The organism is Methylocella silvestris BL2 (genome assembly GCF_000021745.1).
Classification (GTDB): Bacteria; Pseudomonadota; Alphaproteobacteria; order Rhizobiales; family Beijerinckiaceae; genus Methylocapsa; species Methylocapsa silvestris.
In genome coordinates this window covers 1,809,892-1,822,536 of sequence record NC_011666.1, presented here as the reverse complement: position 1 = coordinate 1,822,536, position 12,645 = coordinate 1,809,892, and the positions used below count along the sequence as shown (strand labels likewise).

Below are 12,645 nucleotides of genomic sequence, written 5' to 3'. Positions count from 1 at the left end.
GCGCAGATGGCGAGGCCGGTCAGCGCTTATCGACCGGGACGTAATCGCGCAGCGGCGCTCCCGTGTAGAGCTGGCGCGGCCGGCCGATCTTCTGCCCCGGATCCTCGATCATTTCCTTCCATTGCGCGATCCAGCCGGAGGTGCGCGCGACCGCGAAGAGAACGGTGAACATGGAGACCGGGAAGCCCATCGCCTTGAGGGTGATGCCCGAATAAAAGTCGATATTCGGATAGAGCTTCTTTTCGATGAAATATTCGTCGCTGAGCGCGATGCGCTCCAGCTCGATCGCGACGGCGAGCAGCGGATCGTCCTTGACGCCAAGTTCGTTCAAGACCTCATGGCAGGTCTCCTGCATGATCTTGGCGCGCGGATCGTAGTTTTTGTAGACGCGATGCCCAAAGCCCATCAGGCGGAACGGATCGTTTTTGTCCTTGGCCCTGGCGATGAACTTCGGAATATTGTCGACCGAGCCGATTTCCGTCAGCATCTTGAGGGCCGCTTCATTGGCGCCGCCATGGGCGGGGCCCCACAGGCAGGCGACGCCGGCGGCGATGCAGGCGAAAGGATTCGCGCCGGAAGATCCGGCGAGCCGCACCGTCGAAGTCGAAGCGTTCTGCTCATGGTCGGCGTGCAGGATAAAGATCTTGTCGAGCGCGCGGGAAAGCGTCGGCCGGACCTTGAACTCCTCGGTTGGCACGGCGAAGCACATGCGCAGGAAGTTCGAGGCGTAATCGAGGTCGTTCTTCGGATAAACGAAGGGCTGGCCGATGGTATATTTATACGCCATGGCGGCGAGGGTCGGCATCTTGGCGATCAGCCGCATCGAGGCGACCATGCGCTGCCTCGGGTCCGAGATGTCGGTCGAATCATGATAGAAGGCCGAGAGCGCCCCGACGCTCGCGACCATGACTGCCATCGGATGCGCGTCGCGGCGGAAGCCCTGGAAGAACCGGGCCATCTGCTCGTGAACCATGGTGTGGCGGGTAATGCGGTAGTCGAAATCGCGCTTTTGCGTCGGCGTCGGCAGCTCGCCGTAGAGCAGCAGGTAGCAGGTTTCGAGGAAGTCGCCGCCTTCGGCGATCTGGGCGATCGGATAGCCGCGGTAGAGCAGAACGCCCTCGTCGCCATCGATATAGGTGATTTCGGATTCGCAGCTGGCCGTCGATGTGAAGCCAGGATCGTAAGTAAACATTCCGGTCTTGGCGTAGAGCTTACCGATATCCACCACCGCCGGGCCAATCGATCCAGTCTTGACCGGCATTTCGACTGTCGTGCTATCAATGCTAAAAGACCCAGTGGTCGCGCTCATGAAGGCTGCCTTCTGCAATAGGGGTGCTAACCTCGCCGAATCTTTCATTCAGCAGATTTTTTGGCGACGGGCTTAAACAACCTCTAATTTACGCCGTGTCGTTTCCTATCCTATGCCAAGCTTGCGTTCAAGCGCCGGCGCGGCGCCGCACCGAAGAGTATTAGTGGCCCGTCACATCTGCACGGCGTTTAACTTTTTGCGACATCATCGATTGCCTCGCCCCGGGCTTTAAACGCCGCCGGACTCTGTCCAGCGTCTCCAACCTGATTTCATTTTGTGACGCCGGCTTTGTCGTCGAAGCCTGTTTTCGGGCGTCTCGCCCAGAAAGTCGCCACGCGTCCGGTCCGCGCCTCTCGTCGCCAATTGTTGTGGCCCAAAGCAAGAACCAATCCAGCAACGAGCGCCCGGTCACGCCGCCTGATCTTCGAGGCGGCCGAGGCTTTCCTCGCGGCCGAGCACCGCGAGCACGTCGAAGATGCCGGGAGAGGTCGAGCGCCCGGTTAAAGCCGCGCGTAATGGCTGGGCGACTTGGCCAAGCTTCAGCTTCGTCGCGCTGGCGTAATCGCGCACGGCGGCTTCGGTCGAGGCCGCCGACCAATCGTCGAGCGCCCTGAACAAGGGCAGCACGCCGGCGATATGGGCGCGCCCGCCCGCCGCCAGAATTTCGGCCGCCTTGGCGTCGAGCTGTAGCGGCCGCGTCGCGAACAGGAACGCCGCGCCGTCGAGGAGTTCGATCAGGGTTTTTGCGCGCTCCTTCAGACCGGGCATGGCGGCCAGCAGCTTCGCCCTTTTGTCGTCATCGAGTGCGCGCTGCAGATCCGCTCCGCCGGGCAGAAAGGGAAGCGTCTCTTCAAGGCTTGCGGCGAGCTCTGCGTCCGGCGTCGCGCGCAAATAATGGCCGTTCATATTTTCGAGCTTGGCGAAGTCGAAACGGGCGGGCGAGCGGCCGACATGGGCGAGATCGAACGCCTCGATCATCTCTTCGGTCGTAAAGAACTCGCGGTCGCCCTGGCTCCATCCGAGCCGCACGAGATAATTGCGCAGGGCGGGCGGCAGGAAGCCCATGGCGCGATAGGCGTCGATCCCGAGGGCGCCATGCCGCTTCGAGAGCTTCGCGCCGTCCGCGCCATGGATCAGCGGAATATGCGCCATGGCCGGCGCGCTCCAGCCAAGGGCGGCGTAAATCTGCATCTGCCGCGCGGCGTTGGTCAGATGATCGTCGCCGCGGATGATCTGCGTCACGCCCATGTCGTGGTCGTCGACGACGACGGCGAGCATGTAGGTCGGCGCGCCGTCCGAGCGCAGCAGCACGAAATCGTCGAGATCCTTATTGGCGAAGGTGACGCGGCCCTGCACCTTGTCGTCGATCAAAGTCTCGCCATCGAGCGGCGCCCGCAGCCGGACCACGGGCTTGACGCCGGGCGGGACGTCGGAGGCCGGGCGATCGCGCCAGCGTCCGTCGTAGCGGGGCGGCCGCCCTTCGGCGCGGGCGGCCTCGCGCATGGCGGCGAGCTCTTCCGGCGTCGTATAGCAATAATAGGCGCCGCCCGAAGCGATCAGGCTCTCGGCGACCTCGCGATGGCGCGCGGCGCGCTGGAACTGATAGACGACGTCGCCGTCCCAATCGAGCCCGAGCCATTTCAGCCCGTCGATGAGCGCGTCGATCGCCTCCTGTGTCGAGCGCTCGCGATCGGTGTCCTCGATGCGCAGCAGCATGCGGCCGCCGGCGTGGCGCGCGTAAAGCCAGTTGAACAGTGCGGTGCGCGCGCCGCCGATATGCAAAAAGCCGGTCGGCGAGGGCGCGAAACGGGTGACGGGCGCGTCGGACATAGGCTCGATTTCCACTCCTGATAGGCGGCTCCCCGCCGCCTGCATTCTTTCCGCGAGAAGACGGCCCGCCGCCGCCCTTTCCGGCGACAATAATTCCGGCTGAAGCGGCGCCGGACCTTTTGCCCGTCGGCGGCTCGTGTAACATAGAATGGGCGAAAGAATAGGCCTTGGAGCGGCCGCCCGCGCGGGCGATTTCGGCTGGCCCCGTCAAGCGACGGGCCGAGCGATGGGGCAAACGGATTGGCGAGGCCGCTCGATACGGCGTTGGCGGACGGCGGCGCGGGGCGGGCCGGCGGAGTGTCGCCGGCGCTGCTTGCCCCTTTGGCGCGGCTGCGGCTCGCTTTCGCCGCCGCCTTCGAGACCGAATGCGCGCAGCGCCGCATGTTCCTCTGGCTGCCGGTCGCCGCCGGGGCCGGAGTCGTCTCCTATTTGAGCGCGGACCGCGAGCCGTCGATGTGGCTTCTCGCCGCGCTGACGGGCGTCCTTTCGGGCCTGGCCTTTGTCGCTCGGGAGCGGCGCGCCGCCTTTCTGGCGATTTGCGCTGCGGCCGCTTTTTTCGCGGGAGAGTTTTCCGCCGCGTGGCGATCGACGCGGGTCGCGGCGCCGGTGATCCAGCGCACGACGATCGGCGTCGTCGAAGGTTTTGTGGAGCAGATGGATTTCCGCCGCTCCGGGGCGCGGTTCGTATTGCGCGTGCGCGCGATCGAGGGGCTCGCGGCCGAGGCGACGCCCTATCGCGTGCGGCTTTCGGTCCGCCGCGCGCCGCCGTTCGAGGCGGGAACCTACATAAAACTCAAGGCGCGCCTGTTGCCGCCTTCGCGCGCGAGTCTCCCCGGCGGCTATGATTTCGCCAGGGACGCCTGGTTTGCGCGGTTAGGCGGCGTCGGCAACGCGCTTGGCCGGATCGAAACCCTGGCCGCGCCGGAGCCGGCGGGTTTTTCCCTCGGCGCTGCGATGGCGTTAGACCGCGGCCGCAACGCTCTGTTGCGCCGCATCGATGCCGTCATCGGCGGCGACGCGGGGGCGATCGCCGCTGCGATGGTCACCGGCAAGCGCGATCTTCTGTCCGAAAACGCCAAGGAGGTGATCCGCGAGGCGGGCATCTTCCACATCATCACCATCTCCGGCGTGCAGATGACGCTGGTCGCGGCGATCTTTTTCATTGGCTTCAGGCGGGCGCTCTCGCTCAGCCCTTCGCTGGCGCTGCGCTATCCGATCAAGAAATGGTCGGCCGCGCTCGCCATGCTTGGCGCTGTGATCTACGACGTCTCCACCGGTTCGCGCGTCGGCACCGAGCGCGCCCTGATCATGACGCTGATCATGCTCGGCGCGGTGCTGGCCGACCGCCAAGCGCTGACCATGCGCAACCTCGCCTTCGCCGCGCTATTCGTCATTTTGGCCGAGCCCGAGGCGATCATGGGCGCGAGCTTCCAGCTCTCCTTTGCCGCCGTCGCCGCCCTCGTCGCGGTGTATGAGGGGCGCATGGCCGCCGCGAGCGCCGAGCGGGAGGAGGCGCCGATCCTGCGCTCGAAGCCCGTCGCCGGCGAGGGCGCGCGGCTGTTCTGGACCTCGGTCCGGGCGCGCCTCAGCCAGGGTCCGGGCGGGCTTCTGTTCGCGACCTTTTGCGCCACCGCCGCGACGGCCTCCTTCATGGCCTATAATTTCCACGAGCTCAGCCCCTATGTGCTGATCGGCAATCCTTTGACGCTGACAGTGATCGAAGTCTTCGCCGTGCCGGGGGCGCTGCTCGGGACGCTGCTTTATCCAATCGGCCTCGATCCCTGGGTCTGGCGCTATCTCGGCTTCGGCGTCGACGGCGTGATGTGGGCCGCGCGCCAGGTCGGTCAGCTGCCCGGCGCCAGCATCCATCTGCCCGCCTTCGCGCCATTCTCGCTCGCCTTCCTGACGCTCGCCGTCCTGTGCATGACTCTGTGGCGCACGCTCCTGTTCCGCGCGATCGCCCTGCCGCTCCTCGCCATTGGTCTCTTTGGCGCGGCCTCGGGGCCAAAATTCGACGTCGCTGTCGCCCCCGGCGGCGAGGCGGCGGCCTATCGCGGCGAAGACGGCCGATTGGCGGTGCTCGCGGCGCGGCCGAACCTCTTTGCCGCCGAACAATGGCTGCGCGCCGACGCGGACGGGCGCCCGGCGGCCGCGGCGGTTCGAAAAAGCGCATGCGACAAGGCGGCCTGCGTCGGACGTCTTGCCGACGGCCGCACCCTGTCGCTTGTCGTCGACCGCGCCGCTTTCGCCGAGGATTGCCTGCGCGCCGACATTATCGTCACGCCGCTGTTCGCTCCGAAAGGATGCGCGGCGCAGATTGTTCTCGACCGCGATGCGTTGAAAAAGACCGGCGCCGTCACACTGGCGATGACGCCGGCGGGACTGACGCGCGCCGCGGCGCGATCACTCGAAGAAGATCGACCCTGGTCGCCCGCTCCGCGCCGCACATGGGGCCGCGCTCCGGCCGCCCCCGCGCCGCAATTTAGGCTGGCCGACGCCGATCCATCCGTTCCGGCGCAGGAGGAGGGCGCGGCCTCGCGCCAGCCCGACGACGGCGACGATGGATCTCCCATCGAATAAGGCCGGGACCCGGCGCTCTTGCAGGGGAGCGCCGGCGTCATCAATAGCGTCGGATCAATCCGACCAGTTTGCCCTGGATTCGCACGCGGTCGGGTCCGAAAATGCGCGTTTCATAGGCCGGATTGGCGGCTTCGAGCGCGATCGAGGCGCCGCGGCGGCGCAGGCGCTTGAGGGTCGCCTCCTCATCGTCGATCAGCGCGACGACGATGTCGCCTGTCTCGGCGGTGTCCTGCTTGCGGATCAGCACCGTATCGGCGTCAAAGATGCCGGCGTCGATCATCGAATCGCCGCGAACTTCGAGCGCATAATGCTCGCCTTGCGACAGCATTTCCGGCGGCAGATTGAGCGTATGGCTGCGGGTCTGAAGCGCGCTGATCGGCGTACCGGCGGCGATCCGGCCCATCACCGGGATCGCCACCATGGCGCGCGCGCCATCCTCATCGTCGCGCGCCGCCGGCATCGGGCGGACGCGGCCAAGATGTCCCTCGATCACGCTCGGCTCGAATTTGCGCCCCCGGCCGGCGTCGGCCGCCGAGGCGCCCGGCATGCGCAAGACCTCGAGCGCGCGCGCCCGGTTCGGCAAGCGCCGGATGAAGCCCCGCTCTTCAAGCGCGATGATCAGCCGGTGAATGCCCGACTTGGACCGGAGGTCGAGCGCGTCCTTCATTTCATCGAAGGAAGGAGGCACGCCGGTTTCCTTCATGCGCTCGTTAATGAAGCGCAGAAGCTCGCTTTGCTTCTTGGTCAGCATCGGCGTCCACTTTCTCGCATGATCGTCGAGCGGGATGGCGGGGCGCAAAGGCGCGCCCGAGAAGGGCTTGGCTGCAAACGAGCGGGCTGCAATAGGATCTAGCCTCCGAAAAACTTGCTCGAAAGACAAGATACGCCCACAGAAAGCGCCTGAATCGCTCACCCGCACAAACGGTGAACAGACCATATCTGTTCTCTCTGCGTTCCGCAACCCAGCATAACGTTCGCAGGCGAAATTTATCGTCGCGGCTTCGCTTTGCGATTGCGCGAATTCATTGACGGAACTTTCAGCTTCGCCGTAGGTTACTAACTCTCGCCGCCGCTCGGCGAAGCTCGTTCGCCATGCGGCGTCGTCCGATCAAGAGGAGAAACGCATGGATCGACCGCTGCAGATCGTATTTCGCGACATCCAGCATTCCGATGCGCTCGCAAAGCTCATCGAGGATCGCGCGCGGCGTCTTGAGAGCGCCTTTTCGCGCATCACGGGCTGCCGGGTCGTGGCGGGCGCCGCGCATGGCGCGACGAAGAATACGATACCGCCGCTCTCCCTGTGCGTCGAAGTCGAGGTTCCTGGCCGGCCGATGATCGTCGCCAAGGCCGAGGCCAAGCGGAAGGGGGAGCAGGCGGCGCTGGTCAATCGCGTCTTCGACGTCGCCGAGCGCCGTCTGGAGCAACTCTCGGAACTCGCCAAGGACAATGTGCGCCGGCACGAAAACGCGCCGGAGACCGGCGTCGTCGCGCGCCTGTTTCGCGAGCAGGACCATGGCTTCATCGAAGTGCGCGGCGGCCCCGATCTTTATTTCGCGCGCAATTGCGTGATGCGGGGCGATTTCGACGCGTTGGAAATCGGCGTCCTTGTCGAAGTCACGCGCGCGACGGGAGACGGGCCAATGGGGCCGCAGGCAAGCGCCATCTATGTTTTGGATCAGCGCGTCGCCGTCAAGGGCAAGCCGGCCAAGCCCCGCAGCGCCAAGGATTCCGAGCCGGAAACCCTCAACGCCTGAATGGCGGGCGCTGCGTCATATTCGGGGCTGGCGGCGCGGCGCCAGCCCCGCTTTTGACCGAACAAGCGCGGCTTAGGCGGTCGCCTTGGCGTAAAGCTCGGCGGCGTATTCCCAATTGATGAGATTGTCGACGAAGGCCTTCAGATAGTCCGGCCGACGGTTACGATAGTCGATGTAATAGGAATGCTCCCAAACGTCGACGCCGAGGATCGGCGTCGCGCCCTGAACCAGCGGGTTCTCGCCGTTGGCGGATTTGCTGACGATGATCTTGCCATCCTTGACGGCGAGCCAGGCCCAGCCGGAGCCGAATTGCGTGACGCCCGCCTGAATGAGATCGGCCTTGGCTTTTTCGACCGAGCCGAGGCTATCGATGATGGCCTTTTCCAGCTCGCCCGGAATTGCGCCGCCGCCATTCGGCTTCAGCCAGTTCCAGAAATGCAAATGATTGTAGTGCTGCGCCGCGTTGTTGAAGAGGCCGGCGTTCTTGCCGAACGACTCCTTGACGATATCCTCCAGCGACTTGCCTTCGAGGCCGCTGTCCTTGAGCAAATTGTTGCCGTTGGTTACATAAGCCTGATGATGCTTGTCGTGGTGATATTCGAGCGTCTCCTTGGACATATAGGGCTGGAGCGCCTCATAGGCATAGGGAAGTTCTGGCAGGGTGAACGACATGGGTTTCTCCTCATTAAAGGCATGCAGTCGCGGGAGGCGGTCCGGTCGGCCGCATGGCATCTAACTAGACGGCTCAAAGCTTTGCAGCAACCGCATTCGCCGCCGCCGGGCGGGATCGCCGTGCGCCCGCGCAACGCCCGAGACGGACAAAGGATCGCTTTTGCCGGCGAGGCCGCAAGGTTTGCGTGCTAATATTTTGCCGCTACCCTGATCAAGTCTCGATTTCGACCGCGTTTTGCGGGCAAAGCCAAGTTTGAGCGCGGCGCCTCCAATGAAATGAACGCGGCGCCTGGAACAAAAAAATGAGCTATTTGATTTTCGCCGCCGGCCTCCTCCTTGCGGTCTGCGGCGCGGCCTCGATTTCCTTCGGCTACGGCATCATCAATGTCGAGCGCGGCTGGGCCAGCGTGATCGGCGGCGCGTCGGCCCTCTCGGGCGGCCTGATCACCATGGCGCTGGCGTTAATTCTGCACAGCCTGTCGCGGCTTCGCGCCGTGCTTAAGGCTCAGGGCAAGCGGGCCGTTGCGGCGACGCCCGCGGCCGTTGCCGAGGTCCCGGAAGATCTCGTGGCGCAGGCCACCGCAAAGGAGGCGCCCGCGGCGGAAAGCGCCGTCGCGGATTTGACGTCGGCGCAAACGCGCGTCGATGACGAACATGTGACCCTCGTCATCCCAGGCCCAGCCAGCGCCCCGGCCACCCTTGCGCCGCCTGCGGTCCGCCAACCGGCGCCAGCCGCGCCCGAGCCATGGGCGGCAGGCCTGGAGCCGGGCGCTCAAGCCTCAATCGAGGACATCAGGCGGGTTGTCGCCGAGACCATCAAGGGCAAGCGTCTTGAAACGCTTGGGGCCGAGGCCGGCCAAAGAGCGGCCGCTGAACTGCCCGCCGCCGAGCCCCTCGTAAAGCCCCCGCCATCGGTCGGCGCGGAGCTTCCGCCGCGCCGCCGCGCGCCGCCGCTCTCGTTTCATTTGCCGCGGGCCGTCGGCCTCAACGATCTCGCGCCGCAAGGTTCGACCGGCGCGCAGACCTCCGTCGCGCCGCCCCTGGCCGGCCCGGAGGACATGCGGCAAGACTCGCCGCATCCTGCGCCCGAACAGGTTTTCGCGGGCGCCAGCGAGCCGCTGCGCCCGGATATGCCGCGTAAAGATCCGCCCGTCGTGCTTGGCCGCTATGAATCCGAGGGCACCACCTATGTGATGTTCTCGGACGGATCGATCGAGGCGCGCTCGAAACGCGGCGCCTATCGCTTCAACTCCATGGCGGAGCTCAAGAGTTTTATGGATGCGCAGGCGCGCGGCGAGGCGTGAGCCCAGCCTCCTGCGCGTATCCATGTCAGCCTGACCGAGCGGCTCCGCCATCCTCGCCGCGGCGCTCGAAAGCGCCTTTGACGCAGGCGATCGCGAAGGCATATTGGAGCGCGGCCTCCTCAAGCCTGTCGAACCGTCCGGGCGCGCCGCCATGGCCGGCCCCCATATTGGTTTTGCAAAGGACGGGCCCGCCCCCGGTCATTGTGGCGCGCAGGCGCGAAATCCACTTCAGGGGCTCCCAATAGGTGACCCTCGGATCGGTCAGGCCGCCAAGCGCGAGAATCGGCGGATAGGCTTTGGCCGCAACATTGTCATAGGGCGAATAAGACCGGATCTTGTGAAACGCGGCCTCGTCGCGGATCGGATCGCCCCATTCCAGCCATTCGGGCGGGGTCAGCGGCAATTCGGCGTCGAGAATCGTGTTCAGCACATCGACGAAGGGCACGTCCGCGATCACGCCGGCGAACAATTCCGGCGCGAGATTGGCGACAGCGCCCATCAGCATCCCGCCGGCGCTGCCGCCCTGGATGACGATGCGGCGCTCGCCCGTCAATCCGAAGGCGATCAGATGGCGCGCCGCGGCGATAAAATCAGAAAAGCTGTTCGGCTTGTTGTCCAGCTTGCCGCTGGTGTACCAGCGCCAGCCCTTGTCCGTGCCGCCTCGGATATGGGCGATCGCGAAGATGAAGCCGCGGTCGATCAGCGCCAGCCGGCTGGCGCTGAAAGAGGCCGGCGTCGCATAGCCATAGGCGCCATAGCCATAGAGCAGCAGCGGTGCGCCGCGGCCAAGGTCGAGATCGCGCCGATGGACGATCGAGACGGGAACGCTCTCGCCATCCGGCGCCGGCGCATAAAGGCGGCGCGTCACATAATCCGCGGGATCGAAGCCTGAGGGGATGATCTGGCGCTTGCGCAGGATTCGCGCGCGCGTCGCAAGATCATAATCATAGGTCTCGCGCGGGGTCGTCATGGAGGAATAGGTGAAGCGCAGCAGCTTCGTGTCAAAGGCGAAGCGCCCGTTGATCGATAGCGAGAACGCTTCCTCCGCGAAGGCGACCGCATGGTCCTCGCCGCTTTCGACATGCCGGACGATGATGCGCGGCAGGCCATTCTCGCGCTCGAGCCAGACGAGATAGTCCGGGAACACGGAAAGTTCGATGATCATGCGGCCCGGCTTATGCGGGACCTCGTCGACCCAGAATGCTTTGCCGGGCGTGGCCAGGGGGGCGCTGACGATCTTGAAATCCTCGGCGCCGTCGGCGTTCGTGGTCATGAACAGACGCTCGCCGCGGTGTTCGACCTCATAGCGAACCCCGGGCGCGCGCGGCTCGATCAGACGCGCCTGCGCCGCAGGATTGGCAAGATCGAGCAGCCAGCATTCAGACGCGTCATGATCGCTGATGCTGATGATGGCGAAAGCGCCGGACTGGCTCGGCCGCACATGGATGAACCAGCGTGGATCGAGCTCCTCCAGAATCACCGTGTCTGATGCGGGATCGGAACCGATGTCGTGGCGCAGCACGCAGGAGGGACGGTTATTCTCGTCGACCCGCACATAATAATATTGGCGCGAATTGGCGCTGAAGACGAAGGCGCCGTCCGTGTCTTCGACGACATCCGGGCCGTCCGTTCCGCTTTCAAGGTCGCGCACGCGAATTGAATGCAGTTCGGAGCCCTTTTCATCGACGCTCCAGCCGAATGTCTGGTGATCCGGTGAATGGCGCGCCTCGCCAAGATGAAAAAATGCCTTGCCTTTGGAGAGCGCATCGGCGTCGAGCAGGATGTGGACGTCGCCGCCGTCCTCCTCGGCGCGGCAGAAGATCGGATGCTGCGAACCCTGGTTGAAACGGGCGTAATAGAGAAAACGTCCGTCGGGCGACGGCGCCTCGGCGTCGTCTTCCTTGATGCGCGACCGCATGTCCCGCACCAGCTCCTTGCGCAACGCTTCATAGGGCTCGAGAACCGCGGCGGCGTAGGCGTTTTCGGCCTCGAGCGCGGCGCGGATCGCGGCGGGCAGCGCAGCCGGGTCGCGCAGAACCTCGCGCCAGTTCTCGGCTTTGAGCCAGGCGTATTCATCGCTGAGCGCGACGCCATGCGCGAATTTCGTTTCGATTCGGCGTTCGACTTCAGGCGGAGGGCTGGCAGGGATGTGCGCCACGATGGTGCTTTCTTGAATTGATCGGGCCGGAATAGGCTTCGACGGGAAGGGGAGGGCGCTGATTGCGAGTCCTGACGCGCAATTGTTTGCAAAGGGCGGGGCCATTGCTGCGACGGCCGGCTGTCTATTGGGCGCAAAATATTCAATCAGACCCGCCGCAGCAAGCCGCCGGCGGCCGACTTCCTGGGGCTTCGCCTTGCGTCTATTGCGCCTTTGCACCCGCGCAAACAACGCCTGTCAATGTTTGACGCCGCTGTGTTCACTTCTGCCTTGATCTGATCGAAGCGGGTGGGGATGGCATTTTTTTGTTGGTTCGCAATAAAGACTGCTGCGCGCTACTTGCAGATACGATGTTTCGGCCTTAATAATGAATGACGTTCCGTACAGTCGATTCGAGGCGGTCGATTAAGAGAACTTAAATTTCACGTGGTTTTGTCGCCTTTTGACGGATTTATGGCCCTCATATTTGGGCCGGGGTCCGATGGCGGAGCCTTCTACTAGGGATATTGAGCGCCATGAGCGATGCGTCAGGTTCTAACAGCTATATCGAATTGGCCGCTGACATCGTGTCGGCCTATGTCAGCAACAATTCAGTGCCTGCGAGCGATCTTCCTAGCCTTATCAACGATGTGCATTCCGCCTTGCTGCGCGTCACCTCGGGCGTCGTCGCGCCAATAGTCGAGACGCCGAAGCCTGCGGTTCCGGCCAAGAAGTCAGTCACCAACGACTTCCTCGTTTGTCTTGAAGACGGCCGGAAGTTCAAGTCGTTGAAGCGTCATCTGCGCACGCAATATAATATGTCGCCGGATGAATATCGCGAAAAATGGGGTCTTGCGCCCGATTATCCGATGGTCGCGCCGAATTACGCCAAGGCAAGATCGAATCTCGCCAAGCAGATGGGCCTCGGGCAACAGCGCCGCCGCGCCTGACGCGTCGCGGCTCCTCGGCCAGGGTGGGATTTTCAAGAGAGCGCGAGTTTTTCGCGCTCTTTATTTTGTCCGATAAGGGGCTTAAGCGCGTCAGCGGCCGTAATCAAAG

Annotated in this window: 9 protein-coding genes; 4 read left to right on the top strand and 5 right to left on the bottom strand. The window is 64.3% G+C overall.

The features are described 5' to 3' along the window. Positions 1-19 precede the first annotated feature (19 nt). Together gltA and gltX are read right to left on the bottom strand one after the other, a co-directional pair. Positions 20-1,309, bottom strand: a complete 1,290-nt coding sequence (gene gltA / locus MSIL_RS08565; RefSeq protein ID WP_012590699.1) for a citrate synthase — start codon at positions 1,307-1,309, stop codon at positions 20-22. A gap of 408 nt (positions 1,310-1,717) precedes the next feature. After that, positions 1,718-3,139 carry a glutamate--tRNA ligase gene (gltX, locus tag MSIL_RS08560; protein ID WP_012590698.1) on the bottom strand — a complete coding sequence of 474 codons (1,422 nt, stop codon included), beginning with the start codon at positions 3,137-3,139 and terminating at the stop codon, positions 1,718-1,720. A 240-nt stretch (positions 3,140-3,379) separates the two neighbouring features. Here gltX and MSIL_RS08555 point away from each other — a divergent pair, with 240 nt between their 5' ends. Then, entirely contained in the window at positions 3,380-5,719 is a 2,340-nt protein-coding gene (locus MSIL_RS08555) for a ComEC/Rec2 family competence protein (RefSeq protein ID WP_012590697.1), read from the top strand. A 40-nt stretch (positions 5,720-5,759) separates the two neighbouring features. Here the strand turns inward: MSIL_RS08555 and lexA are convergent, their stop codons facing one another. After that, positions 5,760-6,470: a transcriptional repressor LexA gene (gene lexA / locus MSIL_RS08550; protein WP_012590696.1), complete on the bottom strand. Its 711-nt coding sequence runs from the start codon at positions 6,468-6,470 to the stop codon at positions 5,760-5,762. A 373-nt stretch (positions 6,471-6,843) separates the two neighbouring features. Here lexA and MSIL_RS08545 point away from each other — a divergent pair, with 373 nt between their 5' ends. Then, positions 6,844-7,473 carry an HPF/RaiA family ribosome-associated protein gene (locus tag MSIL_RS08545; protein WP_012590695.1) on the top strand — a complete coding sequence of 210 codons (630 nt, stop codon included), beginning with the start codon at positions 6,844-6,846 and terminating at the stop codon, positions 7,471-7,473. A gap of 72 nt (positions 7,474-7,545) precedes the next feature. On the opposite strand, the gene MSIL_RS08540 is transcribed toward MSIL_RS08545, so the two are convergent. Further along, positions 7,546-8,145 carry a superoxide dismutase gene (locus MSIL_RS08540; protein ID WP_012590694.1) on the bottom strand — a complete coding sequence of 200 codons (600 nt, stop codon included), beginning with the start codon at positions 8,143-8,145 and terminating at the stop codon, positions 7,546-7,548. A gap of 302 nt (positions 8,146-8,447) precedes the next feature. Between MSIL_RS08540 and MSIL_RS20115 the strand changes: the two genes are divergently transcribed. Beyond that, positions 8,448-9,449: a hypothetical protein gene (locus MSIL_RS20115; RefSeq protein ID WP_012590693.1), complete on the top strand. Its 1,002-nt coding sequence runs from the start codon at positions 8,448-8,450 to the stop codon at positions 9,447-9,449. A 25-nt stretch (positions 9,450-9,474) separates the two neighbouring features. Here MSIL_RS20115 and MSIL_RS08530 read toward each other — a convergent pair whose 3' ends face one another. Continuing rightward, entirely contained in the window at positions 9,475-11,607 is a 2,133-nt protein-coding gene (locus MSIL_RS08530) for a S9 family peptidase (RefSeq protein WP_012590692.1), read from the bottom strand. A 515-nt stretch (positions 11,608-12,122) separates the two neighbouring features. Here MSIL_RS08530 and MSIL_RS08525 point away from each other — a divergent pair. Further along, positions 12,123-12,536, top strand: a complete 414-nt coding sequence (locus MSIL_RS08525) for a Ros/MucR family transcriptional regulator (protein WP_012590691.1) — start codon at positions 12,123-12,125, stop codon at positions 12,534-12,536. Positions 12,537-12,645: the final 109 nt, after the last annotated feature.

Coding starts and splice junctions, on each gene's coding strand:
- lexA (WP_012590696.1), bottom strand. CDS start 6,470: ATGCTGACCAAGAAGCAAAGCGAGCTTCTGCGCTTCATTAACGAGCGC.
- MSIL_RS20115 (WP_012590693.1), top strand. CDS start 8,448: ATGAGCTATTTGATTTTCGCCGCCGGCCTCCTCCTTGCGGTCTGCGGC.
- gltA (WP_012590699.1), bottom strand. CDS start 1,309: ATGAGCGCGACCACTGGGTCTTTTAGCATTGATAGCACGACAGTCGAA.
- MSIL_RS08525 (WP_012590691.1), top strand. CDS start 12,123: ATGAGCGATGCGTCAGGTTCTAACAGCTATATCGAATTGGCCGCTGAC.
- MSIL_RS08540 (WP_012590694.1), bottom strand. CDS start 8,145: ATGTCGTTCACCCTGCCAGAACTTCCCTATGCCTATGAGGCGCTCCAG.
- gltX (WP_012590698.1), bottom strand. CDS start 3,139: ATGTCCGACGCGCCCGTCACCCGTTTCGCGCCCTCGCCGACCGGCTTT.
- MSIL_RS08545 (WP_012590695.1), top strand. CDS start 6,844: ATGGATCGACCGCTGCAGATCGTATTTCGCGACATCCAGCATTCCGAT.